We start from the raw sequence: 25,365 nt of genomic DNA on the forward strand, positions 1-25,365 counted from the left end.
CATTATGCAGCACGCGTGTTCCCTTTCATCGGGGGGTCCTGTTACCCGCGGTCAACCCGTGGGCCTGGCCAGGCGCAGCCGCCCGGCCAGGCCCTCCGGCCGCTACTTCTCCTTGCGGAAGTCTTCCGCCACCTTCAGGAAGATGTCGTTCGCCTCGGTCTCCCCGACCGTCACCCGGACACCCTCGCCCGGGAACGGCCGGACCACCACGCCCGCCTGCTCGCACGCCTGCGCGAACTCGACCGTGCGCTCCCCCAGCCGCAGCCAGACGAAGTTGGCCTGGGTCTCGGGCACCGTCCAGCCCTGCCCGCGCAGACCGTTGACGACGCGGTTGCGCTCGCACACCAACGAGCCCACGCGGCCGATCAGGGCGTCCTCCGCGCGCAGCGAGGCGATGGCGGCCTCCTGCGCGATCTGGCTGACGCCGAACGGGACCGCCGTCTTGCGCAGAGCCGCCGCGACCGGCTCACGGGCGATGGCGAAGCCGACGCGCAGACCGGCGAGGCCGTACGCCTTGGAGAAGGTCCGCAGGACGCAGACGTTCGGGCGGTCGCGGTAGATCTCCACGCCGTCCGGGACCTCGGGGTCGCGGATGAACTCGCGGTACGCCTCGTCCAGTACCACCAGGACATCCCGGGGAACCCGGTCGAGGAACCGCTCGAGCTCGGCCCGCTTCACGACCGTGCCGGTCGGGTTGTTCGGGTTGCACACGAAGATCAGCCGGGTGCGGTCGGTGACGGCGTCGGCCATCGCGTCCAGGTCGTGCACGTCGCCCGCCGTCAGCGGCACCTGGACGGGCGTGGCGCCGCTGATCCGCGTGATGATCGGGTACGCCTCGAAGGACCGCCAGGCGTAGACGACCTCGTCGCCGGGTCCCGAGGTGGCCTGGAGGAGCTGCTGGGCGACACCGACCGAGCCGGTGCCGGTGGCCAGGTGCGACACCGGCACGGCGAAGCGCTCGGACAGCTCGTCCATGAGCCCGGTGCACATCATGTCCGGGTAGCGGTTGAACGACGCGGCGCAGGCCGCCACCGTCTCCATCACACCGGGCAGGGGCGGATAAGGGTTCTCGTTGGAGGACAGCTTGTAGGCCACCGGGCCACCGGCCGCGGCGGGCTTGCCCGGCTTGTAGGTGGGGATCCCCTCCAGCTCGGCGCGCAGCTTGGGGCTCGTCTCGCTCACCGCAGTCCTCCTCGCGACCACCGGCGGCCCATCACCACCGCCGGCTCCAATACTCCTCACCTTATGAGGATTCGGCTCCGATGCGTACAGGTGAGCCGGTCCGGCTGCCCGACGGCCGCGTCGGCACCTGCATCCAGGGCATCGTCGTACGAAGGCGTACGAAACCAGGGGCGCGCCACACATATATCTATGCGCCGGTAGCTCGCGCCGTGGCGCGCATCCCTCGTGCAGGTGAGTTGAGACCTCTTCGAAACATCGGGCATGGGGCAGGCCCACACCCGCCGACACGTCACGTCCTACTATTGGATCGTTCAACTCTCTTGTTTTCCAAGGGGATTGACCTCGGATGACCATGCAGAAACGTGTCTGTCAACGCGTGCATATGCGTCCGCACTACCCCACCCGATGAGCCCTACTATCGGCTCGCCATGACAGCAGCAGGGAAGCACCAGGTGAGCCGCGCGGAAACCTCTCGCCGGGGCGGCCGGTCCAGCCGGGCGGGTATCAGAGACGTGGCCGCCGCCGCCGGGGTCTCCATCACGACCGTCTCCGACGCCCTCAACGGCAAGGGCCGGCTCCCCGACGCCACCCGACGCCATGTCCGCGAGGTCGCCGACCGGCTGGGCTACCGCCCGTCGGCCGCCGCCCGCACCCTCCGTACCGGCAAGTCGGGCCTCATCGGCCTGACCGTGACCACGTACGGGGATGAACCTTTCACCTTCACGGAGTTCGCGTACTTCGCCGAGATGGCCCGAGCCGCCACCTCGGCCGCACTCGCCCGCGGCTACGCCCTCGTGATCCTCCCGGCGACCTCGCGCCACGACGTGTGGTCGAACGTCGCCCTGGACGGCACCGTCGTCATCGACCCGTCCGACCAGGACCCGGTCGTCAGCGAGCTGGTGCGCCAGGGACTGCCCGTCGTCTCCGACGGCCGTCCGGCCGGTTCGCTGCCGGTCACCGCCTGGGTCGACAACGACCACGAGGCCGCCGTCCTCGGCATCCTCGACCACCTGGCCGACGCCGGCGCCCGCCGCATCGGCCTGCTCACCGGCACGACCACGGACACGTACACCCATCTGTCGACCACCGCGTACCTGCGCTGGTGCGAGCGGGTCGGCCAGGACCCCGTGTACGAGGCCTACCCGGCGCACGACCCGTGCGCGGGCGCCGTCGCCGCCGACCGGCTGCTCGCCCGGCCGGACCGGCCCGACGCGGTCTACGGCCTGTTCGACCCGAACGGCACGGATCTGCTCGCCGCCGCCCGTCGCTACGGCCTGCGCGTACCGGACGACCTGCTTCTGGTGTGCTGCAGCGAATCAACGGTGTACGCGAACACCGAGCCGCCCATCACCACGCTCTCCCTCAAGCCGCGCCGCATCGGCACGGCCGTCGTGCAGCTCCTCATCGACGCCATCGAGGGAGTCGACTCGGAGCAGCCGGTCGAGCAGGTGATACCGACGGAGCTGATCGTGCGCACCTCGTCCCAGCGCCGCCCGCCGCGCACGACGGTCAGCCCGCCGAGGTCCCCCGAGAACCGATAGGAACACGCCCCAGGTCACGTCGTACACAGGTCCGGGGGGCGCGTCCGGGGCGGTTCGTCGAGTAGGCGTTTTCCTGCCCGATCGGGGCGAAAGCCGCACCGGACGGGAGTCCTGCTCCGATTCACCACCCCTGGGTCATCACATGGCGCGACCGGCATTCCTATGATGGGCCCACGACACCGCGGGCCGCTGCGACCAGGCAGTCCGAAGCGGTGCAGCTGCGGCGCGATGGTGGAGGGGTCTGATGACTCAGGGGGCCGGTCAGGGACCCGAGGTGGAGCGGACGGCGACGTTGCGCGACTTCCGGGTGCCCGCTTACGTGCACGAGACCGGTCCGTACGTCCACAGCACGCACCCCGGCGAGGTGGTGCCGCCGCCTCCCGCCGAGACGTACCCGAAGACCTGCCCCGAGGGCTACACGCCCACCGAGCGGGACCTGCCGGTCATCCAGCGCGGCGACACGGTCCAGGTGCAGGTCGAGCCCGTCTCCGTCCCGGTCCAGCAGTCCGCCGACGGTCCCGGGCCGCTGTTCGTCGTCGGTGACGTGCACGGCTACCTGGACGAGCTGACGGCCGCCCTCCAGGAGAAGGGCCTCATCGACTCGGCAGGCAACTGGTGCGCGGGCACCGCACGACTGTGGTTCCTCGGCGACTTCACCGATCGCGGCCCCGACGGCATCGGCGTCATCGACCTGGTGATGCGGCTGTCCGCGGAGGCCGCCGCCTCCGGCGGCTACTGCAAGGCCCTCATGGGCAACCACGAGCTGCTGCTGCTCGGCGCCAAGCGGTTCGGCGACACCCCCGTCAACTCGGGCGCGGGCACCGCCACCTTCCAGGCGGCCTGGCTGCTCAACGGCGGGCAGAAGACCGACATGGACCGCCTCCAGGACCACCACCTGCAGTGGATGTCCCGGCTCGACGCCGTCGAGGAGGTGGACGGGCATCTGCTGGTGCACTCCGACACCACCGCCTATCTCGACTACGGCCGGTCCATCGAGGAGGTCAACGACACCGTCCGCGAGACGCTGACCCGCAACGACGCCGACGAGGTCTGGGACCTGTTCCGCAAGTTCACCAAGCGCTTCTCCTTCCGTGACGAGGGCGGCGCGCAGGCCGTGCGCTCCCTGCTCGATACGTACGGCGGCACCCGCATCGTTCACGGCCACAGCCCGATTCCGTATCTGCTCGGCGAGGTCGGCTCCGAGGACGGCGAGGACAACTCCGGGCCGCTGGTCGAGGGCCCGCACGTCTACGCGGACGGGCTCGCGATCGCGATGGACGGCGGCGTGACCATGGCCGGAAAGCTGTTGGTCCAGCAACTTCCCCTGCAGATCTGACCGTTCTCCGGTGCGCGTCCCCCGGTCGCGGGGGGCGCAAAGAGGCGCGGGCCGGGGCCCAATTTTGGCAAACCCCCTGTCACCGTGTGCCGTCGCCGCTCTACCATCGCCTTATCCGTAGCAGGCTCCCCTCCGTTTCTGCCCGACGGCTCGTTGGCATGCGAGCCCCAAGCCCTACGGAGCATCGGGGGATGCACATGAACAGCGTTCCGCAGCACCTGCTCAGCGAGGACCGCCAGGAGTACGAGCGGACCCTCGACGAGGCGCTGCGCTCCGCCCCACACCGCCCGGAACTGGCCGCTGTCGGACAGCGGCTCAACCCCGAACAACTGCGCACCATGGCGCTGAACGCCACCGCGCTCATCACGGCGGCCGCGGCGACCGAGTACCAGCACTACGTGAAGGTCCGTGAGGAACTGCGCCAGCCGGCGCCGTCCAGCCCGTCGTCGTCCCGTGAGACCGGCTCCAGCGAGCCGGGCGGGGGCGCGATGGGACTCGCCACCAGCGTGGGAGAGGTCGCCGAGACCGCGGGACCCGGCCTCGTCGCCGTCCTCGCGGTCCTGGCACCCGTCCTCGCCGGCACCGCCGCGGCGATATTCCTGCTCGTCGGATACATCCTGAAGATGTTCAATCCCGAGCAGGCCTTCGCCCAGACCATGCTCACCACGGGATGGGTGTTCGGTGCCATCGCTGCGGCGGCCATCCTGGTCGCCGCCGTCGGGCTCCTGCTGACCGCCCTGCGCAACCGGCCCGCCCTCGACGGCGCGCCCTACGGCGCGCTGAGCGAGGAAGTGATCCTGGCCAGGGAGGCCTGGCGGGAGGCCCTGCTGGAACGCGGCATCCTGCCCTTCCTGCGGGAAGCGCTGGCCGACCCCGGCACGGCCGCCGCCCTGCACCCCACCTCACCGTCGACTCCGGCGGGCCGGATGCCGAACCTCGGCTACGGCCGCCCCGGGTTCAGCAGCCCGGACGACGGCCCCGCCGGGGGCCACCGTCCGCGCTTCTCGAGCCCGGACTACACCAGCCCGGACTTCGGAGGCCCGGAACACCAGCCGGAGTGACCCCCGGCCTGCGCCCCGCCGCACGAGGCCCTCACAGGCACCTCCTGCGACGACCCCGAGGCAGACTTTTCGGGGGAGGCGCAAGCCGAGCAGCCCTACAGCGTGCGGTTCCAGGGAGAGTTCCTCGTGCATCCCCCGACGGGACGCGGCACGAAGGTCCGGGGCGCTCCTTCCCGACGCATCCATGTGCCGGGCCAGTCGCTCGTTACTCACACGGGCCTGGACGACCCGCGACTCATGAAGCAGCCGCAGGTCGCCCCCTGAAGGTACCGATCAGTCCGCCAGCGGCAGGTACACCCTGTTGCCCGCCGCCGCGAACTCCTTGGACTTCTGAGCCATGCCCTCCTCGATCTCCTCCTGCGAGCCGCCGTGCCTGCGGCGGATGTCCTGGGAGATCTTCATGGAGCAGAACTTCGGCCCGCACATGGAGCAGAAGTGGGCCGTCTTGGCGGGCTCGGCCGGCAGGGTCTCGTCGTGGAACTCGCGGGCCGTGTCCGGGTCGAGCGCCAGGTTGAACTGGTCCTCCCAGCGGAACTCGAAGCGGGCGTCGGACAGCGCGTCGTCCCACTCCTGCGCCCCGGGGTGGCCCTTGGCGAGGTCCGCGGCATGCGCGGCGATCTTGTAGGTGATGACGCCGGTCTTGACGTCGTCACGGTTGGGCAGGCCCAGGTGCTCCTTGGGCGTCACGTAGCAGAGCATGGCGGTGCCCCACCAGGCGATCATCGCGGCACCGATGCCGGACGTGATGTGGTCGTACGCCGGCGCGACGTCCGTGGTCAGCGGGCCGAGCGTATAGAACGGAGCTTCATCGCAGATCTCCTGCTGAAGGTCGATGTTCTCCTTGATCTTGTGCATCGGGACGTGTCCCGGGCCTTCGATCATGGTCTGTACGTTGAAACGCTTGGCGATGGTGTTGAGTTCCCCGAGCGTCCGCAACTCCGCGAACTGCGCCTCGTCGTTGGCGTCCGCGATCGACCCCGGCCTGAGGCCGTCGCCCAGCGAGTAGGTGACGTCGTAGGCGGCGAGGATCTCGCAGAGCTGCTCGAAGTTCTCGTACAGGAAGCTCTCCTTGTGGTGCGCCAGGCACCACGCGGCCATGATCGAGCCGCCGCGGGAGACGATGCCCGTCTTGCGGTTCGCCGTGAGCGGCACGTACGGCAGGCGCACGCCCGCGTGGACGGTCATGTAGTCCACGCCCTGCTCGGCCTGCTCGATGACCGTGTCCTTGTAGATCTCCCAGGTCAGTTCCTCAGCCTTGCCGTCGACCTTCTCCAGCGCCTGGTAGAGCGGCACCGTGCCGATGGGGACGGGGGAGTTGCGCAGCACCCACTCGCGCGTGGTGTGGATGTTGCGGCCGGTGGAGAGGTCCATGACCGTGTCGGCGCCCCAGCGGGTCGCCCAGGTCATCTTCTCGACCTCCTCCTCGATGGAGGAGGTCACGGCGGAGTTGCCGATGTTGGCGTTGACCTTCACCAGGAACCGCTTGCCGATGATCATCGGCTCGATCTCCGGGTGGTTGACGTTGGCGGGCAGGACCGCCCGCCCCGCGGCGATCTCCGCACGGACCACCTCGGGGTCGACGTTCTCCCGGATCGCCACGAACTCCATCTCGGGGGTGATCTCCCCGCGGCGGGCGTACGCGAGCTGGGTGACCGCCTGTCCGTCGCGGCCGCGCCGGGGCTGACGCGGCCGTCCCGGGAACACCGCGTCGAGGTTGCGCAGACCCCCTCGCGGCGCTGTGTGCTTGATGCCGTCGTCCTCGGGCCGGACGGGCCGGCCCGCGTACTCCTCGGTGTCCCCGCGGGTGACGATCCAGTTCTCCCGCAGCGGGGGCAGCCCGCGGCGGACGTCGGTCTCGGCGGCTGGATCGGTGTACGGGCCCGACGTGTCGTACAGCGGGACCGACTGCCCGTTGGTGAGGTGCACCTGGCGGACCGGCACCCGCAGATCGGGGCGTGAGCCCTCGGTGTACGCCTTGTGCCAGCCGATGGACTTCCCGGCCTCTGCGGAGACTTCGCCCTGCAGGGGCGATTCGTCCTGGTTCGAGGCAGGCGTGCGCGCGTCCTTGATGGTCATGAGACCTACTCCCTACGCCGGCATTACCCGGTAACAGGTTCGGCGGTCGACGCAGCGGTATCCGTCTGCCGACGTTTCATGTGGAACGTCACTCGTGACGAGTGATGTTTCATGTGAAACATCGCTGGGACGGAGGTCAGCGCCCTCTCAGCCCGGTGCTCCGAGCTCCCGCGTGTACAAAGGTGGTTCCACGCTAGCGCCAGTTCGGGCGCGCTGAACAGAGGGCCCTCTCCGTTCTTGCGATGATCGATCGGTGACCACGATGCATGAACCTCCGTACCCGCCGCGCGAACCGCGCCGCGGCCAAGGCCCGGGAAACGGCCCCGCGCGGCACAACGACCGTGACGAGCGGCGGGGTTCGGGAGCGCCCGGGGACGGGCCCGACAGCGGGCACGAACACGGGCATGGATCCGGGCACGGGCACTCCCACAGCCATTCCCACGGTCCGGCCGCTCCTGTCTCCCGGCATCTGCGCAAGGTCATCGCGGCCGTCCTGATCCCGTTCGCCGCGGCCGTGGTGGTCGGCCTCGCGGTGCTCTGGCCGGGCGGTGCCCCGGCGCACGAGCGCACCGGGGTCGGCTTCGACCGGCAGACCCAGCAGGCCACGGTCACGAAGGTGGTCGAGCTGAGCTGCAAGGAGGTGGGCGCCGGCGGAGCCCCGCCGCCCGCGGACACCGCCGCCGCGGAAGGCTCCTCCACCGGCGAGGGCTTCTCCGCGGCGCGGGAGGAGAGCGGTACCTGCAAGAAGGCGACGATCCGCGTCGACACGGGGAAGGACAAGGGCCGTACGTTCACGGAGATCGTCCAGCCCGACCAGTCACGGCAGTTGAGCGAAGGTCAGGAGGTCGTGGTCGCCTACGAGCCCTCTGCCCCCAAGGACCTCCAGTACGCCGTCGCCGACGTCAACCGGCGCGTCCCGCTCTCGGCGCTCGCCGGGATCTTCGCCGTCGCCGTCGTGCTCGTCGGGCGGCTGCGGGGCGTCATGGCCCTGGTATCACTGGCGATCAGCTTCCTGCTGCTCAACTTCTTCATCCTGCCGGCGATCCTTCAGGGCTCGAACCCGCTGGTCGTCGCGGTGGTGGGGGCGAGCGCCATCATGCTGATCGCGCTCTACCTGTGTCACGGCCCGTCGGCACGTACGTCGGTCGCGGTCCTCGGCACGCTCACCTCGCTTCTGCTGATCGGGCTCCTGGGCTCGGTGTTCATCGACTGGGCAGCGCTCACCGGCAACACCGACGACAGCACAGGCCTCATCCACGGCCTGTACCCGTCGATCGACATGAGCGGTCTGCTGCTGGCCGGGATCATCATCGGCTCGCTCGGTGTGCTCGACGACGTGACGGTCACCCAGACGTCCGCGGTCTGGGAGCTGCACGAGGCCAATCCGACGATGGGCTGGCGCGGGCTGTACCGGGCGGGCATCCGCATCGGGCGCGACCACATCGCGTCGGTCGTCAACACGCTCGTCCTCGCCTACGCGGGCGCCGCGCTGCCCCTGCTGCTGCTCTTCTCCATCGCCCAGAGCGGCGTCGGCACGGTCGCCAACAGCGAGCTGGTGGCGGAGGAGATCGTGCGGACGCTGGTGGGCTCCATCGGCCTCGTCGCCTCCGTGCCGGTGACGACGGCCCTGGCGGCCCTGGTGGTGTCGGCCGACCGGCCCGAGCCCGGCACGGCGCCCGTGGGGGCCCGTCCGGCCGTGGCGGGCCCCGCACCGGCCACGGGGCGGGGTGGGCGGGGGCGGCGGCGCAAGCGGTGAGGCAGGGCCTCTGAGCCGCCCCCGACCTCCGCTGAAGCGTTACGCCACTCCCGCCCCCGGCCGTCGTGACGCCTCAGCCCGCGCTCTGCTCCTCCGCGAGGATGCGGTCCAGGGCCTCGTCGAGATACGCGTCGAAGCCGGCGAGCGCCCCCTCCTGCCCGAGCGGCACCAGCTTGTCGGTGCGGTCCAGGAACGCCACGAGCGGTGCGACGGAGGAGCGGAACAGCGCCTGGTCCGGGCCGACCTGGAGCCGGATCAGCACGTCGCCCAAGGTGTCGGAGCCGGCCGGCGAGACCCGTACATCGCCCTCGCCGCAGGGCGTGCCCACGCCGTCGACCAGCAGCTCGCGACCGAAGGCCCAGGTGACCGGGGCATCACCGGGCAGATGGAACGTCAGGCGCACGGCATAGGGATCACAGGTCTCGTAGCGCAGTTCCACCGGGATGCGGAAGGAGAGCTCCTCCGAGACGAGAAAGCTCATCATGACCTCTGCCTGTACGGACTCGCGCATCGCCTACCCCGCCGGTTGCCTTCGACTGGCCGGGACGGACCCCGACACTGGTGGAATCTTGCTGAACGTACACGAGAGATCACAAGGAGTGAGTTTTCAGATGCTGATAGAGAGCGCGAGTGACCCCAGGAGCCGGCCGATCTCGACCTGCAGCTGGCGCACCGCCGAGTGCAGCCGGTCGGCCTGGTGGAGGGGGAGGGACAGGGCCATCGTCGCGGCCGTCGTGCCCACCGTGATCGGGATGGCCGCGCACACCGTGCCCAGCGCGTACTCCTGACGTTCGGTCACGGGGGCCATGTGCCCGGCCTGGTCCAGACGTCGTAGCAGGCTGTGGCTGTCCGCGACCGTGTAGGGCGTGATGGCCCGCACGGGATACCGGTCCAGATGGTCCCGGCGGGCCTCCTCGTCCAGTTGGGAGAGCAGGCACTTGCCGACGGCGTGGGCATGGCCGGTCTCACGGAAGTCGGCCCACTCGTGCACCGCCGGATTGCCCGGGGTGTCGGAGACGCACATGACCTCGATCTCGCCGTCGCGGTACTGGGCGTAGTAAACCGGGGCACCGATCGCGTCACGCCATTGAGCGAGTGCGTCGACCATGGTGCTGCGACGTTTCTGCTGGGCGCTGCTGCTGCTCAGCCGCACGGCGGCGTCACCGAGGAAGAACAGCCCCTTGTCGCGGCGGAGATAGCCCTCGTGCACCAGCGTGCGCAGCAGGTGGTAGGCCGTGGGCAGCGCGAGCCCCGTCTCCCGGGCCAGTTGCTTGGCGGGAGCGCCGTACGCGTGACCCGCGACGCACTCCAGCAGCCGCATGGCGCGCTGCACCGATCCGATGAGAGTCGCGGACGGCGGCTGCTCGGGGGAGGCCGGGGCCGCCTCGGACGCCGGTGACGCCTGCCGCGGGACCTGGGGCACGGAGGAGCGCGGTTGCTCCAGGGGGTGGAGGGTCGGTGAGGGGGGTGCGGTGTCAACCGTGGCCAAGGTCACTCCCGAAGGGCGAGGGGAAGCCCGTGCGGGGGAACACGGGAGGGGTGCACGCCGCTCGCGGGGGCGACCCCGCGATTCACGGAGCCTATTGGCCCGTCACCCCTGACGGCCGCACGGCCGGGAAAACTTCCCTCGCCCGAGGGAACCGGTGGTTCCTGTTACCGCCCACCGGCCCCCCGTGAAGGTCACCAGTCGCTGCGCGACGACGAGCTCGACGTGAACTTCCTGACGACATAGATCAGTCCGCCGACCAGGGCCACGAAGACCAGCAGCTTGAAGAGCAGTCCGATCACGAAGCCGACGACGCTGGCTATCAGCCCGCCGAACACCACCAGGGCGATGACCGGCACCGCGATCCACTTCACCCACCACGGCAGTCCCGCGAAGATCTCACGCATCGCCCTCGTCCTTACCTCTCCGCCCGTCCAGTGCGGGTCCTGACTGTCGAATCTGCTGATTCCCTGCACTCGATGCTAGGACCGGGAGGTGGTCCGGCGGGGACCTCGCAGCCCTTGTCCTCCCCTGATCGAACCCCTAGGGAACCCCGAGACGCGAGGTCAGCTCTCCGGGGGAGAGAACACCACGAGCACCCTCAGGTCCTCGCTGATGTGGTGGAACTTGTGGGCGACCCCGGCCGGGACGTAGACGACGCTTCCCCGTGCCACGTGGGTGGTCTCCAGGCCGACGGTGATCTGTGCGCGACCGCTCACGACGAAGTAGACCTCGTCCTGGTCGTGCGGCTGTTGTGGATCGTGCGCGCCCGCGTCGATCGCGTACAGCCCCACCGACATGTTCCGCTCGCGCAGAAACTGCAGGTAGGCACCGTCGTTGGCGGCACGCTCCGCTTCCAGTTCGTCCAGCCGGAAGGCCTTCATCGCAGTCATCCGCCCTCGTCAGTGCTTTTCGCCGATCTCGTCTGCCACGATCAGACACATGAAGAATTTCGTAGTCAAGACGATCGCCAACGCGGGCGCCCTGGCAGTGGCGGTCTGGCTGATAGACAACATCACCCTGACCGGCGACAGCACGGGCAAGGAGATCGCCACCCTGCTGCTCGTCGCGCTGATCTTCGGCCTGGTCAACGTCGTCGCGAAGCCGGTCGTGAAGCTTCTCAGCCTGCCGCTTCTCATCCTGACGCTGGGCCTGTTCACTCTCGTCGTCAACGCCCTGATGCTGCTGCTGACCTCGTGGCTCGCCGACAAGGTCGACCTGAGCTTCCACGTCGAGGGCTTCTGGACGGCCGTCCTGGGCGCTCTGATCATCTCGATCGTCTCCTGGGCGCTGAACGTCGTCCTGCCCGACGGTGACTGAGCGCCCCATGACCTACCGCGTCTGCTTCGTCTGCACCGGCAACATCTGCCGCTCCCCGATGGCCGCGTCCGTCTTCCGCGCCCGGATCCAAGAGGCCGGGCTGGACGGTCTGGTCGAGGTCGACAGCGCCGGCACCGGCGGCTGGCACGAGGGCGACCCGGCCGACCCGCGCACCGTCTCCGTCCTCGAGGAGCACGGCTACGACAGCGAGCACACCGCCCGGCAGTTCCGGACCTCCTGGTTCGAACGCGTCGACCTCGTGGTCGCCCTCGACGCCGGTCACAGGAAAGCGCTGCGCCGACTCGCCCCGACGGCGGACGACGCGGCGAAGGTCCGGCTGCTGCGTTCCTACGACCCCGCCGCCGGCGAGGACCTCGACGTTCCCGACCCCTACTACGGTGACCGGGACGGCTTCGAGGAATGCCTCACCATGGTGGAGTCGGCGAGTACGGGCCTGCTCACAGCGGTCCGCGAAGAGGTGGAGGGCAGGACGGCATGAGCGGTACGCAGGGGCAGGCACCGGTTCCCGGAGCGGGAGACGGCACGCGCGCGGTGCGGGCCGGGCTGCCGGAACCGGTCAAGTACGAGCCGACCCTGCCGGGACCGGTCTTCGCCGCCCACTTCCACCTGCCGGGCGAGCCCACGGGTCCGTACACCTACGGCCGGGACGAGAACCCGACCTGGACGCACCTGGAGCGGGCCATCGGCGGCCTGGAGGCGCCGGGGGAGAGCGACGTCGAGACGCTCGTGTTCGCGTCCGGCATGGCCGCCATCTCCTCGGTGCTCTTCTCCCAGCTGCGGTCCGGCGAAGCCGTCGTCCTGCCCAGCGACGGCTACCAGGCGCTCCCCCTGGTGCGCGAGCAACTGGAGGCGTACGGCATCGAGGTGCGCACGGCGCCGACCGGCGGCGACGCCCAGCTCGGTGTCCTCGACGGCGCCAGGCTGCTGTGGATCGAGACGCCTTCCAACCCCGGTCTCGACGTGTGCGACGTCCGGCGCCTCGTCGAGGAGGCGCACGCGCGCGGGGCACTCGTCGCCGTCGACAACACCCTCGCCACACCGCTCGGGCAGCGGCCGCTGGAGCTGGGCGCCGACTTCTCGGTGGCCAGCGGCACCAAGCAGCTGACCGGCCACGGTGATGTGCTGCTGGGCTATGTCACCGGCCGCGACCCTGAGGCCATGGCGGCCGTACGGCGCTGGCGCAAGATCGTCGGCGCGATCCCGGGTCCGATGGAGGCGTGGCTCGCGCATCGCTCCCTGGCCACGCTCCAGTTGCGGGTGGAGCGGCAGAACGCCAGTGCCCTGGCCGTCGCCGAGGCCCTGCGGGACTGGCCGGAGGATCTCGCGGTGCGGTACCCGGGGCTGCCCAAGGACCCGTCGCACGCCGTCGCCGCCCGGCAGATGCGGCGCTTCGGCTGCGTCGTGTCCTTCACGCTGCCCACGCGCACGCGTGCCGAGCGTTTCCTGGAGGCGCTGCGGCTCGTCGACGACGCCACCAGCTTCGGCGGGGTGCGCTCCACGGCCGAGCGGCGTGGCCGCTGGGGCGGGGACGACGTGCCGGAGGGCTTCATCCGGATGTCGGTCGGCGCCGAGGACACGGAGGACCTGGTGGCGGATGTGCTGCGAGCCCTGGACGAATCGGCGCGGTGACCGGCGCCGGGAGCCGTCGGGGAGGGACGGGCGGTCCGAGCCTCCCCCCTCGTGGCTCGGACCGCCCCCGGTTCTGCGCGCGAAGAACCGCGCGAACAAGGCTAGTTGACTGTGTGTCAGTGTCCAATCACAGTAGCGACAGCGACCTATCGACATATTTATAGTGGGGCCCTGCCCTGAGGGTGGGGAGAAGGGCGGGGAAGGGGAGGACGGTGGCATGGATCTGGCCTTGCTGCGCACTTTTGTGACCGTGCACCGGGCCGGTTCCTTCACCCGAGCCGCGGCGCTGCTGGGTCTGTCCCAGCCGGCCGTGACCTCGCAGATCCGGACACTGGAACGACAGTTGGGGCGGCCCCTGTTCCTCCGGCAGGCGCGAGGTGTCACCCCGACGACCATCGGCGACGAGCTCGCCCACAAGGCCGCCCCCCATCTCGACGCCCTGGTCGAGATCACCGAGACCGGCCTCGACGACGAGTCCTCCTTACGCTCGCTGCATCTCGCCGGCCCTCCCGAGTTCACCGCCGAGCGCGCACTGCCCGCACTCACCGGTCTGACGGGCGAGGACACCCAGGGCTTCGCGCTGCGCGCCTCCTTCGGCACCGCGGAGGAGACCCTCGAAGGGCTGGCCGCCGGACATCATGATCTGGCCATCACCACGGCCCGTCCGCGGGGCGCTCTGCTGACGGCGACTGCGCTCTGCGACGAGGAGCACGTCCTGGTCGCGGCTCCCCACTGGATCGAGCGGATCGGCGCGGGCCATCTCCACCACAAGGGGGCGCACGCCCTGGAAGACGTCCCCGTGGTGGAGGTGCACGAGTCCCTGCCGTTCGTCTCCCGCTACTGGGCCTCCGTGTTCGACTCACGCCCCGCGGCACCCGGCACCGTGATCGTCCCCGATCTGCGCGCGGTTCTCGCCTGTGCGGTCGCGGGGGCGGGGCTGGCGGTGCTGCCGCGGTATCTGTGCGGGGACGCCCTCGACCATGGCGAGGTCGTCGCCCTGCACGATCCGCCGGTTCCGCCCCTGCGGACGTACTTCCTGGCGGTCCGTACCGGCACCCTGGCGATGCCGCATATCGCACGGGCTCACGAGTGGCTGCTGCGGGCGGCGGCGGACTGGGCCTGAGCAGGGGTTTTGCGACCGTCACCCGATGGGCTCGCGCGGTGACGGGATGCGATGTTTCACGTGGAACCAGCCGGGCCACATTCCCTCCATGACCGTCCGACCCGTGGTCAAGCGCACCGCACGCGCCGTCCTTCTGGACGGCGACGATCTGGTCCTGATCAAGCGCACCAAGCCGGGCATGGATCCCTACTGGCTCACGCCCGGCGGCGGCGTCGAACCAACGGACTCCACCGTCGTCGACGCGCTGCACCGCGAGGTGTACGAGGAACTGGGCGCCAAGATCATCGATGTGGTCCCCTGCTTCGTCGACACCGTCGAGCACATCGGCCAGGACGAGGCGTCGACTGGAGTGAAGGTCCAGCACTTCTTCGTCTGCCATCTGGAGTCCATGGACCCCTCCCTGCGGCACGGTCCCGAGATGGACGAGCCCATCGGCGAGTACGAGATCGTGCGGGTGCCGTTCAACCGGGTCGGGATCGCGTCCGTGCACCTGGTACCGCTGTCGCTGCGGCACTACCTCGACGGGAACATCGAGGGCGTGCGCGCCCTGCACGCTCCTGATCTGGGCTGACGTAACCCGGTCGATCAGCCGCCGTTCGTCCGCGTTTCACGTGAAACCTCCTGCGCCGTCACCCCTGTCATGCCGATCCTCGAAGGCATGGCCGGAAGCGCGTTCGTCTCCCCCGAAACAGGTGGACGACCAGGGCACTCGTCGGACAGCCTGACCTGCGTGCCGACACCTACCCTCGCCGCTCTCCCCATCCGCCGTCTCACCCACCGCGATCTGGTCGCCTGTGCCGACCTGTCCCAGGACCGGGGCAGGCCCCGCGAGGAACACAAGTGGGGGCTGCTGCTGACCGCCGGCCGTGGATACGGCATCGACGCACCCGACGGCGGACTCGTCAGCGCCTGCGCCGTCACCGAGTACGGGCCGCGGGAGCGGCCCGGCCTGGGGGCCATCGGCATGGTGCTGGTCGCCGAGCGGTACGCCCGCCAGGGCGTCGGCCGGCGCCTGATGCGCCACGTCGTCTCCGCGATGGGCACGACGCCGCTGACCTTGCACGCCACCCCGAACGGCCGGCCCCTGTACGAGGAGCTCGGCTTCAAGACCACCGCCAGGGCGGAGATGGTGAGCGGGCACTTCGTCCCGGGCGGCTTCCGGCCCTCGGTCTCCACCCGTGCGGCGACCGCCGAGGACCTTCCGGCGATCATCCGCCTGGACGAGGAGGTGTTCGGGATGGATCGCACCCACATCATCACGCGGCTGCCCGCCTTCACCGACCAGCTGCGGGTCGCCGAGGACGGCGGCCGGATCATCGGGTACGCGGGCGCTTGGCCGAACATGGCCACACACGTGGTGGGCCCTCTGATCGCCCGGGACACGGAGACGGCCCAGGCACTGGTCGCGTCCCTCGCCACCCACACCGACCGGCCCCTGCGCACCGACATCGACGTGCGCCATGAGGAGCTGCTGGCCTGGCTGAAGCGGCACGGTCTGGGCTCCGTGGCTTTCAACGCGGTCATGACGTACGGCATCCCGGAGCTGCCGGGCGACTGGAGCCGGCGGTTCGCCCCGCTGACGGTGGCCGCCGGCTGAGGCGTCACCGCCGCGTCCCGCACGCCGAAGCGCCGGTCCCCCGTCGGGAACCGGCGCTTCGTCCGTCCGTGTGGCGGGTGTGCCCTCAGAGGACGGAGTCGACGGCCGTGGCCGCGAACCCGTGGTCCTGCTCGGGCGCACCGCCGCCGACACCGATCGCACCGATCAGCCGGCCGTCACGGTGGATCGGCAGGCCGCCCGCGATGAACAGCAGCGGCCGGTCCAGCGCGGTCGGCAGCGTGTGGAAGAGACCGCCGGGCTGGACGGCGTCCACGAGATCGGCGGTGGGGGTGCCCAGCTGAAGCGCCGTGTAGGCCTTGCGGGTGCTGGTCTCGCCGGAGATCAGCACGGCGCGGTCGTCGCGGCGGAAAGCGAGCAGGTGCCCTCCGGCGTCCAGGACGGTGACGCTGACCGGCACTCCGGCGGCCACGGCGGCGCGCTGGGCGGCGAGGACGAGTGCGTCGGCGTCCTGACTGGTCAGGGGGGTGACCGCGGTCGCGGTGGTCATGGCTTCTCCTTGTGGTGCGGTACTGAGGGGAGAGTCGGGTGGCCGAGTGCGCGGGGCGGCCCTGACCCCGCGCACGGATCGGCTCAGGGGTGGGCGACGGCTTCGGCCTCGACGGGAGCAGGGCGGCTCGTGACGGCGCTGCCCGCGGACGTCCCGCCGCGGCGCTCCAGCGCCGCAGAGAAGAACGCGAGCAGCAGCGCGGCCGTGGCGAGGGCGGCGCCGACCCAGTTCGGGGCCGTGTAGCCGAAGCCGGCGGCGATCACGATGCCGCCGAGCCAGGCGGAGAGGGCGTTGCCGAGGTTGAAGGCGCCGATGTTCACGGCCGACGCCAGCGTCGGGGCGCCGTGCGCCTGGTCGAGGACGCGCTTCTGCAGCGGGGGCACGGTGGCGAAGCCCAGGGCGCCGATCAGCGCGATGCTGATGGCCGCGAGGATCTTGTTGTGCGCGGTGACCGTGAACACGGCGAGCACGACGGCGAGCGCGCCCAGGGACACGTACAGCATCGGCATCAGCGCACGGTCGGCGTACTTGCCGCCGATCAGGTTGCCGCCGACCATGCCGAGCCCGAACAGGACCAGCAGCCAGGTCACGGAGCCGTCGGCGAAGCCGGCGACATGGGTCATCATCGGCGCGATGTAGGTGATGGCCGCGAAGACGCCGCCGAAGCCGAGCACCGTCATCGCCATGGCGAGCAGCACCTGGGCGTTCTTGAAGGCGGCCAGTTCGTGGCGCAGGCGTACGTCCTGCGCCTTGGGCATGTCGGGGACCAGCTTGGCGATACCGGCGAGGCCGATCAGCCCGAGCGCGGCCACGAGGGTGAAGGTGATCCGCCAGCCCGCGGCCTGTCCGACGAACGTGCCCAGCGGGACGCCGACGACATTGGCGACCGTCAGACCGGTGAACATCATCGCGATGGCGCCGGCCTTCTTGTCGGGGGCGACCAGATCGGCCGCGACGACCGAGCCGATGCCGAAGAAGGCGCCATGGGCGAGCGAGGCGACCACGCGGCCGATCAGCATGACCGAGAAGGACGGTGCGACCGCGGAGAGCAGGTTGCCGAGGACGAACAGTCCCATCAGCAGCATCAGCATCCGCTTGCGGGAGACCTTGGTGCCGAGCACGGTCATCAGCGGGGCGCCGAGGACCACGCCCAGGGCGTAGCCGGTCACCAGCAGTCCGGCCGTGGGGATGGAGACCCCGAAGTCACCCGCGACCTCGGGAAGCAAGCCCATGATCACGAATTCGGTCGTCCCGATGCCGAAGGCCCCGATCGCGAGGGCCAGAAGCGCGAGAGGCATGAAGGGGTACCTTCCCAAACGATTGCAGGTGCGCTTTACGAGTGAGGACAATACTTGCAGACGCGCTTTACTTGCAAGCGCGGACTATTGCGCTCTTGCTCTACTCTGGTTGCAGCCCACCCCGGGACAGAGGACATGCCATGACAGCGACGGATCCCGCACTCACCGCCCTCACGCAGGGCTGGGGCGCCCTCTCCCTGCTGCACGGCAGGATCGAGGCCCACATCGAACGCGCCCTGCAGAGCCACCACGACCTCAGCGTCCGCGAGTACTCCCTGCTCGACGCCCTCAGCCGCCAGCACAGCGGCGAAGGCGGCCACCTGCAGATGAAACAGGTCGCCGACGCCGTCGCCCTCAGCCAGAGCGCCACCACCCGCCTCGTCACCCGCCTCGAGGACCGCGGCCTGCTCTCCCGCTACCTCTGCCCCACCGACCGGCGCGGCATCTACACCGACGTCACCGACCCCGGACTCCGCCTCCTCGGCCAGGCCCGCCCCACCCACGACACAGCCCTGCGCGAAGCACTCGACGACGCCGCCCGCAACCCCGAACTCGCCCCCCTCGTCCGCGTGGTGGAGTCGCTTCCGTCCCCCGCATAGGGTGCGAGCATGGGAGATCTTGAGATACGCCCCGCCGTCGCCGACGACGTCCCGGCCATCGTCGCCATGCTCGCCGACGATCCGCTGGGCGCTCAGCGCGAGTCACCGGACGATCTGACCCCCTATCTGGCTGCCCTGGAGCGCCTCCAAGGCGATCCTCACCAGCATGTGGTCGTCGCCGTCCGCGAAGGCCGCGTCGTCGGCACACTCCAGCTCACGATCGTTCCGGGACTGTCGCGTCGCGGTGCGACGAGGTCGATCATCGAGGGTGTCCGCATCCATGCCGACGAACGCGGGAGCGGTCTCGGAAGCCGGCTCATCGAGTGGGCGGTGGACGAGTCCCGGCGTCAGGACTGCCATCTGGTGCAACTGACGTCCGACAAGACCCGCACGGACGCGCACCGCTTCTACGAGCGTCTGGGTTTCACCGCCTCGCACACAGGCTTCAAGCTCCAGCTCTGACGGCTCGAACTCGTACCCGTGCGGTGGACCGCACAACGAAAAGCGCCTGTTTCACGTGAAACAGGCGCTTCGCTCGTCCGTCAGACGCTCCCGATCCCCCGCCAGCCCTTGGGGTCCACACCACCCGGCACGGCCGCCCCCTCGTCGTACGGCTGCCGCGTGAAGACGAAGGACCCGAGGTCCAGGTGGTCCACGGTGCCGTCCGGCCGCCGTACGGCCTTCAGGCGCTCGCCCGCGTAGTAGCCCTCCAGCCCCGTCCAGGTGCCGTCCCCGTTGGACCGGAAGCGCGAGCCACGCCCCTTCCCCGACAGCGGCTCCAGCACCACCATCCCGTCCGCGGTAAGACGCAGGGCGAAGGCATGGGTGCCCCAGTACCAGGGCCCCGCCAGCTCCAGCACCGCCGGCTCGACATCGGGCATCGGGCGCCAGGGCTCGGGAATGCGCGGCTCGGCCTCGGCGACGATACGGACGAGGTCCGCGGCGACCGTGAACGGCAGTGGGCCGGACGTGCAGTTGGCGAGGACCACCGCCGCCACATCGTCGTCCACGCTCATGGTGAGACAGGCGAGAAAGCCCGGCAGGGACCCCGTGTGCCCGACGAGCGTCCTGCCGTCCTGGTGCCGGGTCTCCAGGCCGAGACAGTAGGCGTAACCGCTCGCCACATCCGCCGTCTCGTGCGGGGCCGCGGGCGTTCTCATCTCCCGCAAGGTGTCGGCGCTGAGGACCCGTTCGTCCCCGCGGGCCAGGAAGACGGCGAACCGTGCCAGGTCGCCGGTCGTCGACCACAGCTGACCTGCGGGAGCCATCCTGCCCAGGTCCTCCACCGGTTCGGGCAGCATCACATCGGCCCAGGGGTGCACGGCCCAGCCGCCGGCGTGCGGGGCCTGTGGCCGGGTGGTGGTGCGCGAGAGGCCGAGGGGTTCGAGCACTTCCCTGCGCAGCACGTCCTCCCAGGGCCCCCCACGCAGCCTCTCGACCAGCGCCCCCAGCACGGTGTAGCCGGGGTTCGAGTAATGGAACCGGCGACCCGACGGATGCAGGAACGGCTGCTCGCCCAGGACGTCGGCTAGCTCGGGCCGCAGCGCCCCGGAGGTTCGCTCCCACCACGGCCCGGGCGACTCGGCCGCCAGCCCGCTGCTGTGCGCGAGCAGTTGGGCGATCGTGGCCTCCCCCGCACCGGTACCCGGCAGATGCTTCTCCAGCGGGTCACTCAGGTCGAGCAGGCCCTCGTCCCGCAGGCGCAGCACGAGCACCGCCGTGAACGTCTTGGTGATCGAGCCGATCCGGTACTGCACGTTCTCGTCCGGGCCGTGGCCGTCGACGGAGGTGCGCGAGCCGTGCCACACCGCCCGGCCACCCCGGACGACCGCCGCGACCAACGAGGGCGCCCGCCCTTCGGCCTGGGCCACGGCAATCCGGTGCAACAGCGCACGCCGCGTGGCGGGCAGGAGCTCTTCCTGGGATGTCGTCATGCCCCCAGTCCACCCCGCCGACCGGGCCCAGGTCGAGCGCATTCGCCCCGACCGGTCCTCGGCCGCCCCTTCTGCCGGCACCGGAGGCGACGGCGGGCGTCCCGTCAGGTCTGCGCCATGTCCACGAAGCGTGAGTAGTGTCCCTGGAACGCCACGGTGATCGTCGCCGTCGGGCCGTTACGGTGCTTGCCCACGATGATGTCGGCCTCGCCGGCGCGGGGCGACTCCTTCTCGTAGGCGTCCTCGCGGTGCAGCAGGATGACCATGTCGGCGTCCTGCTCGATGGAGCCGGACTCACGCAGGTCGGACACCATCGGCTTCTTGTCGGTGCGCTGCTCGGGACCACGGTTGAGCTGCGAGAGGGCGATGACCGGGACCTCGAGCTCCTTGGCGAGCAGCTTGAGGTTACGGGACATGTCCGAGACCTCCTGCTGACGGCTCTCGGACCGCTTGGAGCCGCCGGACTGCATCAGCTGGAGATAGTCGATGATCACGAGCTTGATGTCGTTGCGCTGTTTCAGGCGACGGCACTTCGCGCGGATCTCCATCATCGACAGGTTCGGGGAGTCGTCGATATAGAGCGGAGCCGCCGATACCTCGGGCATCCGGCGGGCCAGCCGCGTCCAGTCCTCGTCCGTCATCGTGCCGGAGCGCATGTGGTGCAGGGCCACGCGAGCCTCGGCCGAGAGCAGACGCATCGCGATCTCGTTGCGCCCCATCTCCAGGGAGAAGATGACGCTCGCCAGGTTGTGCTTGATCGACGCCGCCCGGGCGAAGTCGAGCGCGAGCGTGGACTTGCCCATGGCGGGGCGGGCCGCGATGACGACCATCTGACCTGGGTGGAGTCCGTTGGTGAGCGAGTCGAGGTCGGTGAATCCCGTGGGGACGCCGGTCATCTCGCCGGTTCGGGAGCCGATCGCCTCGATCTCGTCGAGGGCGCCCTCCATGATGTCGCCGAGCGGTAGGTAGTCCTCGCTGGTGCGCTGCTCGGTGACCGCGTAGATCTCCGCCTGGGCGCGGTTGACGATCTCGTCGACGTCGTCGTCGGCCGCGTATCCCATCTGCGTGATGCGGGTCCCGGCCTCGACCAGGCGGCGCAGGACGGCCCGTTCGTGGACGATCTCCGCGTAGTACTCGGCGTTCGCCGCCGTCGGCACCGTCTGCACGAGGGTGTGCAGATAGGCCGCACCGCCGACCTTGTTGATCTCGCCGCGCTTGGTGAGCTCCGCGGCGATGGTGATCGGGTCGGCCGGCTCGCCCTTCGCATAGACGTCGAGGATCGCCTGGAAGATCGTCTCGTGTGCGGGCTTGTAGAAGTCGTGACCCTTGATGACCTCGACGACGTCGGCGATCGCGTCCTTCGACAGCAGCATGCCGCCGAGGACGGACTGCTCGGCGTCGAGATCCTGGGGCGGGACACGCTCGAAGGTGGCTCCTCCGCCGTCCCACTCCCCGCTGTCCCTGCCTCGGTCATGCTGCTCGTCACGGACACGGATGCTGTCACCGCGGCGCCGGGAGGCTGGAAGACGATCACTGGGACCGCTGTCGGCCCAGGGGTCGTCCAAGGGCTCGGAAATACTCACCGAGCCACCTCCTCCCGTCCGCCGAGCGGACCTCGCATGCCCTCAGTTCTACGGCACGCCTCTGACAATCGAGAGCCCCACCTCCGGTTGTGTCACGTCGGGTTTGCGGCGGTTTTCCAGCCGTCGGACGGAGGGGGCGCCGGACCACGGTAGAGGTGCGGGGGGCGTCAGCCAATCTGGTTATCCACAGGCCATGTGGACGACGGCCCAGATGCTGTGGAGAACTCCGCGAAACCTGTGCACGATACGGTGGACAGCCCTGTGAACAAGCCTGCGACCTTCCCCACACCACAGCGCTGACCTGGTCATTTGCCGTCCACCGGCTGTGCAGAAGAAAAAGTTTGCCGGTCGGGCCAAGTTCCCTTCGAACGGTGCGCGACGACTCACAGCACCAGGCGGTCAGTAAGGGTCGCAATGAGATTGCATCACTTACCTGTGGACGATTACATTGATGGCCATGACACAGGCCCCCGCGTCTCCCAAGGCTGCCCGCCGACAGCACGATCGAGAGATCGTCGCCCTGGCCGTCCCAGCCTTCGGCGCACTGGTCGCCGAGCCCCTCTTCGTCATGGCCGACAGTGCGATCGTCGGCCATCTCGGCACCGTGCAGCTCGCCGGACTCGGTGTCGCGTCGGCCCTCCTCGTGACAGCCGTCAGCGTGTTCGTCTTCCTCGCCTATGCCACCACGGCGGCCGTCGCCCGCCGCGTCGGCGCCGGTGATCTGCCGTCGGCCATCCGCCAAGGCATGGACGGCATCTGGCTGGCACTTCTCCTGGGCGCCGCCGTCGTAGCGCTCGTCCTGCCCACGGCACCGTTCCTCGTCGAACTCTTCGGCGCCTCCGACACAGCCTCCCCGTACGCGACCACCTATCTGCGTATCTCGGCGCTCGGCATCCCCGCGATGCTGGTCGTCCTCGCTGCCACCGGAGTGCTGCGGGGGCTCCAGAACACCCGCACACCCCTCTATGTGGCCGTCGGTGGCTTCATCGCCAACGCTCTGCTCAACGTCGGCCTGGTCTACGGCGCCGGCCTCGGCATCGCCGGTTCGGCCTGGGGAACCGTCCTGGCGCAGTGCGGGATGGCAGCCGTCTACCTCTTGGTCGTCATTCGCGGAGCCCGCGCACACGGGGCCTCCCTGCGCCCGGACGCGGCGGGCATACGCGCCTCCGCCCACGCCGGTGTGCCGCTACTCGTCCGCACACTGTCACTGCGGTCCATCCTGATGATCGCCACGGCCGTCGCCGCCCGGCTGGGAGACACCGATGTCGCGGCCCACCAGATCATCCTGTCGCTGTGGAGCCTGCTCGCCTTCGCGCTCGACGCCATCGCCATTGCGGGACAGGCGATCATCGGGCGGTATCTGGGCGCTGGTGACAGTGAAGGAGCCCGGGCCGTATGCCGTCGCATGGTCGAGTGGGGTATCGCCTCCGGCATCGGCCTCGGACTGCTCGTGGTGGCCGCCCGCCCGCTGTTCCTGCCCCTGTTCACCAGTGACGGCGCCGTCCAGGACACCGCGCTACCCGCACTGCTCGTGGTGGCGCTCTCCCAGCCGATCTGCGGCGTGGTCTTCGTCCTGGACGGTGTCCTGATGGGGGCCGGCGATGGCCCCTATCTCGCCTGGGCGATGGTGGCCACGCTGGCCGTGTTCGCCCCCGTGGCTTTGCTGATCCCCGTCATCGGCGGCGGCCTGACCGGGGTCTGGGCAGCCATGACGCTGATGATGACGGTCCGCATGCTGACGCTCTGGCTGCGGGCTCGCTCCGGCCGCTGGATCGTCACGGGAGCGACCCGCTGACGGTTTCACGTGGAACAGCGTGTTTCACGTGAAACGAACCCGCGGCGTCGTACGAGCTGCGCTCGCGAGACCGGCCCACGAAGAAGGGGCCGCACCCATCCGGGTGCGGCCCCTTCTTTCAGCTCATCAAGCCGAGTGCGGCGATCAGGCCGCGACAACCTCGATGTTGACCTTGGCGGCCACCTCGGGGTGCAGACGCACGGACGTCTCGTGGGCGCCCAGGGTCTTGATCGGCGTGCCGAGCTCGATGCGGCGCTTGTCGACCTCGGGGCCACCGGCAGCCTTGATCGCCGAAGCGACGTCGGCCGGGGTGACGGAGCCGAAGAGCCGACCGGCGTCGCCGGAGCGGACGGCCAGGCGGACCTTGACACCCTCGAGCTGGGCCTTCACAGCGTTGGCCTGCTCGATGGTCTGGATCTCGTGGATCTTGCGAGCGCGACGGATCTGCTCGACGTCCTTCTCGCCACCCTTGGTCCAGCGGATAGCGAGCTTCCGCGGGATCAGGTAGTTGCGAGCGTAACCGTCCTTGACGTCGACGACGTCGCCCGCGGCACCGAGGCCGGAGACCTCGTGGGTGAGGATGATCTTCATGTGTCGGTCACCCTTCCCTTATCGCGCGGTGGACGTGTAGGGCAGCAGCGCCATCTCACGGCTGTTCTTCACGGCCGTGGCGACGTCACGCTGGTGCTGCGTGCAGTTGCCGGTCACGCGGCGGGCACGGATCTTGCCGCGGTCGGAAATGAACTTCCGCAGCATGTTCGTGTCCTTGTAGTCCACGTACGTGACCTTGTCCTTGCAGAAAGCGCAGACCTTCTTCTTCGGCTTGCGCACAGGCGGCTTCGCCATGGTGTATCTCCTGTGTGATCAAGAAGTGTGGGGTACGACCCACCCCTGGACCCGAAGGTCTAGAAGGGGGGCTCGTCCGAGTAGCCGCCGCCACCGCCGCCGCCGCCGCTGCCGGAGTTTCCACCCCAGCCGCCGCCGCCCTGGTTGCCACCGGCGGGAGCGCCGGTCGCCCACGGGTCGTCGGCGGGAGCGCCGCCGCCCTGCTGACCGCCGCCGGAGCCACCGCCCCAGCCGCCGCCGGCCTGGCCGCCGCCACCGCCCTGGCCACCGCGAGCGCCACCGGAGGTCTTGGTGACCTTGGCCGTGGCGTTGCGCAGGCTGGCGCCGACTTCCTCGACGTCCAGTTCGTAGACCGTGCGCTTGACACCCTCACGGTCCTCATAGGACCGCTGCTTCAGCCGGCCCTGCACGATGACGCGCATGCCTCGCTGGAGCGACTCGGCGACGTTCTCCGCCGCCTGACGCCAGACCGAGCAGGTGAGGAAGAGGCTCTCGCCGTCCTTCCACTCGTTCGTCTGACGGTCGAAGGTGCGGGGAGTGGACGCGACACGGAACTTCGCGACCGCCGCACCGGACGGGGTGAAGCGCAGCTCGGGGTCGTCGACAAGATTGCCGACCACCGTGATGACGGTCTCGCCTGCCATGGGGGAACCTCTCGGCGGGTTTGCTCTGGC

At 69.8% G+C, this 25,365-nt stretch carries 26 protein-coding genes and 1 riboswitch; of the genes, 13 read left to right on the plus strand and 13 right to left on the minus strand.

Annotated elements, in window-relative coordinates; genetic code table 11:
* Positions 1-102 precede the first annotated feature (102 nt).
* A complete protein-coding gene (hisC, locus tag ACFRAC_RS08060) occupies positions 103-1,182 on the minus strand; it encodes a histidinol-phosphate transaminase (protein ID WP_382922304.1) in 1,080 nt (359 codons plus the stop codon).
* 428 nt (positions 1,183-1,610) lie between these two features.
* On the opposite strand from hisC, the gene ACFRAC_RS08065 reads away from it, so the two are divergent.
* The 3 genes from ACFRAC_RS08065 (at position 1,611) to ACFRAC_RS08075 (ending at position 5,120) form a co-directional block, all read left to right on the plus strand.
* Positions 1,611-2,723: a LacI family DNA-binding transcriptional regulator gene (locus ACFRAC_RS08065; RefSeq protein ID WP_079034052.1), complete on the plus strand. Its 1,113-nt coding sequence runs from the start codon at positions 1,611-1,613 to the stop codon at positions 2,721-2,723.
* A gap of 244 nt (positions 2,724-2,967) precedes the next feature.
* Positions 2,968-4,059, plus strand: a complete 1,092-nt coding sequence (locus ACFRAC_RS08070; protein ID WP_382922305.1) for a metallophosphoesterase — start codon at positions 2,968-2,970, stop codon at positions 4,057-4,059.
* 191 nt (positions 4,060-4,250) lie between these two features.
* Complete coding sequence (locus ACFRAC_RS08075) at positions 4,251-5,120, plus strand: hypothetical protein (RefSeq protein ID WP_382922306.1); 870 nt, start codon at positions 4,251-4,253, stop codon at positions 5,118-5,120.
* Positions 5,121-5,393: 273 nt separating this feature from the next.
* Here ACFRAC_RS08075 and thiC read toward each other — a convergent pair whose 3' ends face one another.
* Positions 5,394-7,196: a phosphomethylpyrimidine synthase ThiC gene (gene thiC / locus ACFRAC_RS08080; RefSeq protein ID WP_382922308.1), complete on the minus strand. Its 1,803-nt coding sequence runs from the start codon at positions 7,194-7,196 to the stop codon at positions 5,394-5,396.
* A riboswitch (TPP riboswitch) is annotated at positions 7,189-7,378 on the minus strand. It overlaps the preceding gene by 8 nt.
* 71 nt (positions 7,379-7,449) lie before the next feature.
* Between thiC and ACFRAC_RS08085 the strand changes: the two genes are divergently transcribed.
* A complete protein-coding gene (locus tag ACFRAC_RS08085) occupies positions 7,450-8,952 on the plus strand; it encodes a YibE/F family protein (RefSeq protein WP_382922310.1) in 1,503 nt (500 codons plus the stop codon).
* A gap of 73 nt (positions 8,953-9,025) precedes the next feature.
* Here the strand turns inward: ACFRAC_RS08085 and ACFRAC_RS08090 are convergent, their stop codons facing one another.
* The 4 genes from ACFRAC_RS08090 to ACFRAC_RS08105 all read right to left on the minus strand — a co-directional run bounded on the left by ACFRAC_RS08090 (position 9,026) and on the right by ACFRAC_RS08105 (position 11,322).
* Entirely contained in the window at positions 9,026-9,463 is a 438-nt protein-coding gene (locus tag ACFRAC_RS08090; protein ID WP_382922312.1) for an SsgA family sporulation/cell division regulator, read from the minus strand.
* 96 nt (positions 9,464-9,559) lie between these two features.
* The gene (locus tag ACFRAC_RS08095) at positions 9,560-10,285 is read right to left on the minus strand and encodes an IclR family transcriptional regulator (protein WP_382922705.1); all 726 of its coding nucleotides are present in this window, start codon (positions 10,283-10,285) and stop codon (positions 9,560-9,562) included.
* 347 nt (positions 10,286-10,632) lie between these two features.
* Positions 10,633-10,845: a DUF5326 family protein gene (locus tag ACFRAC_RS08100; protein ID WP_030857134.1), complete on the minus strand. Its 213-nt coding sequence runs from the start codon at positions 10,843-10,845 to the stop codon at positions 10,633-10,635.
* A gap of 159 nt (positions 10,846-11,004) precedes the next feature.
* The gene (locus ACFRAC_RS08105) at positions 11,005-11,322 is read right to left on the minus strand and encodes a cupin domain-containing protein (RefSeq protein ID WP_382922706.1); all 318 of its coding nucleotides are present in this window, start codon (positions 11,320-11,322) and stop codon (positions 11,005-11,007) included.
* Between the two features lie 58 nt (positions 11,323-11,380).
* Between ACFRAC_RS08105 and ACFRAC_RS08110 the strand changes: the two genes are divergently transcribed.
* From ACFRAC_RS08110 to ACFRAC_RS08135, 6 genes are all read left to right on the plus strand, one after another.
* Positions 11,381-11,758, plus strand: a complete 378-nt coding sequence (locus ACFRAC_RS08110; RefSeq protein WP_382922315.1) for a phage holin family protein — start codon at positions 11,381-11,383, stop codon at positions 11,756-11,758.
* 7 nt (positions 11,759-11,765) lie between these two features.
* Positions 11,766-12,257 (plus strand): low molecular weight protein-tyrosine-phosphatase, encoded by a 492-nt coding sequence (locus ACFRAC_RS08115; protein WP_382922317.1) that lies wholly within the window; start codon positions 11,766-11,768, stop codon positions 12,255-12,257.
* Positions 12,254-13,408 carry a cystathionine gamma-lyase gene (locus tag ACFRAC_RS08120; RefSeq protein ID WP_382922319.1) on the plus strand — a complete coding sequence of 385 codons (1,155 nt, stop codon included), beginning with the start codon at positions 12,254-12,256 and terminating at the stop codon, positions 13,406-13,408. The genes ACFRAC_RS08115 and ACFRAC_RS08120 overlap by 4 nt, the downstream gene beginning before the upstream one ends.
* Before the next feature lie 217 nt (positions 13,409-13,625).
* A complete protein-coding gene (locus tag ACFRAC_RS08125; protein ID WP_382922321.1) occupies positions 13,626-14,531 on the plus strand; it encodes a LysR family transcriptional regulator in 906 nt (301 codons plus the stop codon).
* An 88-nt stretch (positions 14,532-14,619) separates the two neighbouring features.
* Entirely contained in the window at positions 14,620-15,102 is a 483-nt protein-coding gene (locus tag ACFRAC_RS08130) for an NUDIX hydrolase (protein WP_361347772.1), read from the plus strand.
* A gap of 159 nt (positions 15,103-15,261) precedes the next feature.
* A complete protein-coding gene (locus tag ACFRAC_RS08135; protein ID WP_382922324.1) occupies positions 15,262-16,128 on the plus strand; it encodes a GNAT family N-acetyltransferase in 867 nt (288 codons plus the stop codon).
* Positions 16,129-16,213: 85 nt separating this feature from the next.
* On the opposite strand, the gene ACFRAC_RS08140 is transcribed toward ACFRAC_RS08135, so the two are convergent.
* Positions 16,214-16,636, minus strand: a complete 423-nt coding sequence (locus ACFRAC_RS08140; RefSeq protein WP_382922326.1) for a heme-binding protein — start codon at positions 16,634-16,636, stop codon at positions 16,214-16,216.
* Between the two features lie 83 nt (positions 16,637-16,719).
* The gene (locus ACFRAC_RS08145; protein WP_382922328.1) at positions 16,720-17,934 is read right to left on the minus strand and encodes an MFS transporter; all 1,215 of its coding nucleotides are present in this window, start codon (positions 17,932-17,934) and stop codon (positions 16,720-16,722) included.
* A 140-nt stretch (positions 17,935-18,074) separates the two neighbouring features.
* Here ACFRAC_RS08145 and ACFRAC_RS08150 point away from each other — a divergent pair, with 140 nt between their 5' ends.
* Both ACFRAC_RS08150 and ACFRAC_RS08155 read left to right on the plus strand, forming a co-directional pair.
* A complete protein-coding gene (locus ACFRAC_RS08150) occupies positions 18,075-18,533 on the plus strand; it encodes a MarR family winged helix-turn-helix transcriptional regulator (RefSeq protein WP_382922330.1) in 459 nt (152 codons plus the stop codon).
* A 9-nt stretch (positions 18,534-18,542) separates the two neighbouring features.
* The gene (locus ACFRAC_RS08155) at positions 18,543-18,995 is read left to right on the plus strand and encodes a GNAT family N-acetyltransferase (protein WP_382922332.1); all 453 of its coding nucleotides are present in this window, start codon (positions 18,543-18,545) and stop codon (positions 18,993-18,995) included.
* Positions 18,996-19,075: 80 nt separating this feature from the next.
* On the opposite strand, the gene ACFRAC_RS08160 is transcribed toward ACFRAC_RS08155, so the two are convergent.
* Together ACFRAC_RS08160 and dnaB are read right to left on the minus strand one after the other, a co-directional pair.
* A complete protein-coding gene (locus ACFRAC_RS08160) occupies positions 19,076-20,467 on the minus strand; it encodes a serine hydrolase domain-containing protein (protein WP_382922334.1) in 1,392 nt (463 codons plus the stop codon).
* Positions 20,468-20,571: 104 nt separating this feature from the next.
* The gene (gene dnaB, locus ACFRAC_RS08165) at positions 20,572-22,050 is read right to left on the minus strand and encodes a replicative DNA helicase (RefSeq protein WP_382922336.1); all 1,479 of its coding nucleotides are present in this window, start codon (positions 22,048-22,050) and stop codon (positions 20,572-20,574) included.
* 457 nt (positions 22,051-22,507) lie between these two features.
* Here dnaB and ACFRAC_RS08170 point away from each other — a divergent pair, with 457 nt between their 5' ends.
* Positions 22,508-23,845 carry an MATE family efflux transporter gene (locus ACFRAC_RS08170; protein ID WP_382922338.1) on the plus strand — a complete coding sequence of 446 codons (1,338 nt, stop codon included), beginning with the start codon at positions 22,508-22,510 and terminating at the stop codon, positions 23,843-23,845.
* Positions 23,846-23,989: 144 nt separating this feature from the next.
* Here the strand turns inward: ACFRAC_RS08170 and rplI are convergent, their stop codons facing one another.
* From rplI to ACFRAC_RS08185, 3 genes are read right to left on the minus strand one after another with little or no spacing between them, the layout of a single operon-like run.
* Positions 23,990-24,436: a 50S ribosomal protein L9 gene (gene rplI / locus ACFRAC_RS08175; RefSeq protein WP_361351605.1), complete on the minus strand. Its 447-nt coding sequence runs from the start codon at positions 24,434-24,436 to the stop codon at positions 23,990-23,992.
* 18 nt (positions 24,437-24,454) lie between these two features.
* The gene (gene rpsR, locus ACFRAC_RS08180) at positions 24,455-24,691 is read right to left on the minus strand and encodes a 30S ribosomal protein S18 (RefSeq protein ID WP_003949403.1); all 237 of its coding nucleotides are present in this window, start codon (positions 24,689-24,691) and stop codon (positions 24,455-24,457) included.
* Between the two features lie 59 nt (positions 24,692-24,750).
* Positions 24,751-25,335: a single-stranded DNA-binding protein gene (locus ACFRAC_RS08185; RefSeq protein WP_382922341.1), complete on the minus strand. Its 585-nt coding sequence runs from the start codon at positions 25,333-25,335 to the stop codon at positions 24,751-24,753.
* Positions 25,336-25,365: the final 30 nt, after the last annotated feature.

The sequence above is a fragment of the Streptomyces sp. NPDC056628 genome, assembly GCF_042792555.1.
Lineage (GTDB): Bacteria > Actinomycetota > Actinomycetes > Streptomycetales > Streptomycetaceae > Streptomyces.

What these genes read in the sequence shown, in the direction of transcription:
- ACFRAC_RS08065 (WP_079034052.1), top strand. Translation starts at nt 1,611, where the DNA reads ATGACAGCAGCAGGGAAGCACCAGGTGAGCCGCGCGGAAACCTCTCGC.
- ACFRAC_RS08070 (WP_382922305.1), top strand. Translation starts at nt 2,968, where the DNA reads ATGACTCAGGGGGCCGGTCAGGGACCCGAGGTGGAGCGGACGGCGACG.
- ACFRAC_RS08075 (WP_382922306.1), top strand. Translation starts at nt 4,251, where the DNA reads ATGCACATGAACAGCGTTCCGCAGCACCTGCTCAGCGAGGACCGCCAG.
- thiC (WP_382922308.1), bottom strand. Translation starts at nt 7,196, where the DNA reads ATGACCATCAAGGACGCGCGCACGCCTGCCTCGAACCAGGACGAATCG.
- ACFRAC_RS08090 (WP_382922312.1), bottom strand. Translation starts at nt 9,463, where the DNA reads ATGCGCGAGTCCGTACAGGCAGAGGTCATGATGAGCTTTCTCGTCTCG.
- ACFRAC_RS08100 (WP_030857134.1), bottom strand. Translation starts at nt 10,845, where the DNA reads ATGCGTGAGATCTTCGCGGGACTGCCGTGGTGGGTGAAGTGGATCGCG.
- ACFRAC_RS08105 (WP_382922706.1), bottom strand. Translation starts at nt 11,322, where the DNA reads ATGAAGGCCTTCCGGCTGGACGAACTGGAAGCGGAGCGTGCCGCCAAC.
- ACFRAC_RS08110 (WP_382922315.1), top strand. Translation starts at nt 11,381, where the DNA reads ATGAAGAATTTCGTAGTCAAGACGATCGCCAACGCGGGCGCCCTGGCA.
- ACFRAC_RS08115 (WP_382922317.1), top strand. Translation starts at nt 11,766, where the DNA reads ATGACCTACCGCGTCTGCTTCGTCTGCACCGGCAACATCTGCCGCTCC.
- ACFRAC_RS08120 (WP_382922319.1), top strand. Translation starts at nt 12,254, where the DNA reads ATGAGCGGTACGCAGGGGCAGGCACCGGTTCCCGGAGCGGGAGACGGC.
- ACFRAC_RS08125 (WP_382922321.1), top strand. Translation starts at nt 13,626, where the DNA reads ATGGATCTGGCCTTGCTGCGCACTTTTGTGACCGTGCACCGGGCCGGT.
- ACFRAC_RS08130 (WP_361347772.1), top strand. Translation starts at nt 14,620, where the DNA reads ATGACCGTCCGACCCGTGGTCAAGCGCACCGCACGCGCCGTCCTTCTG.
- ACFRAC_RS08140 (WP_382922326.1), bottom strand. Translation starts at nt 16,636, where the DNA reads ATGACCACCGCGACCGCGGTCACCCCCCTGACCAGTCAGGACGCCGAC.
- ACFRAC_RS08145 (WP_382922328.1), bottom strand. Translation starts at nt 17,934, where the DNA reads ATGCCTCTCGCGCTTCTGGCCCTCGCGATCGGGGCCTTCGGCATCGGG.
- ACFRAC_RS08150 (WP_382922330.1), top strand. Translation starts at nt 18,075, where the DNA reads ATGACAGCGACGGATCCCGCACTCACCGCCCTCACGCAGGGCTGGGGC.
- ACFRAC_RS08155 (WP_382922332.1), top strand. Translation starts at nt 18,543, where the DNA reads ATGGGAGATCTTGAGATACGCCCCGCCGTCGCCGACGACGTCCCGGCC.
- ACFRAC_RS08160 (WP_382922334.1), bottom strand. Translation starts at nt 20,467, where the DNA reads ATGACGACATCCCAGGAAGAGCTCCTGCCCGCCACGCGGCGTGCGCTG.
- ACFRAC_RS08170 (WP_382922338.1), top strand. Translation starts at nt 22,508, where the DNA reads ATGACACAGGCCCCCGCGTCTCCCAAGGCTGCCCGCCGACAGCACGAT.
- rplI (WP_361351605.1), bottom strand. Translation starts at nt 24,436, where the DNA reads ATGAAGATCATCCTCACCCACGAGGTCTCCGGCCTCGGTGCCGCGGGC.
- rpsR (WP_003949403.1), bottom strand. Translation starts at nt 24,691, where the DNA reads ATGGCGAAGCCGCCTGTGCGCAAGCCGAAGAAGAAGGTCTGCGCTTTC.
- ACFRAC_RS08185 (WP_382922341.1), bottom strand. Translation starts at nt 25,335, where the DNA reads ATGGCAGGCGAGACCGTCATCACGGTGGTCGGCAATCTTGTCGACGAC.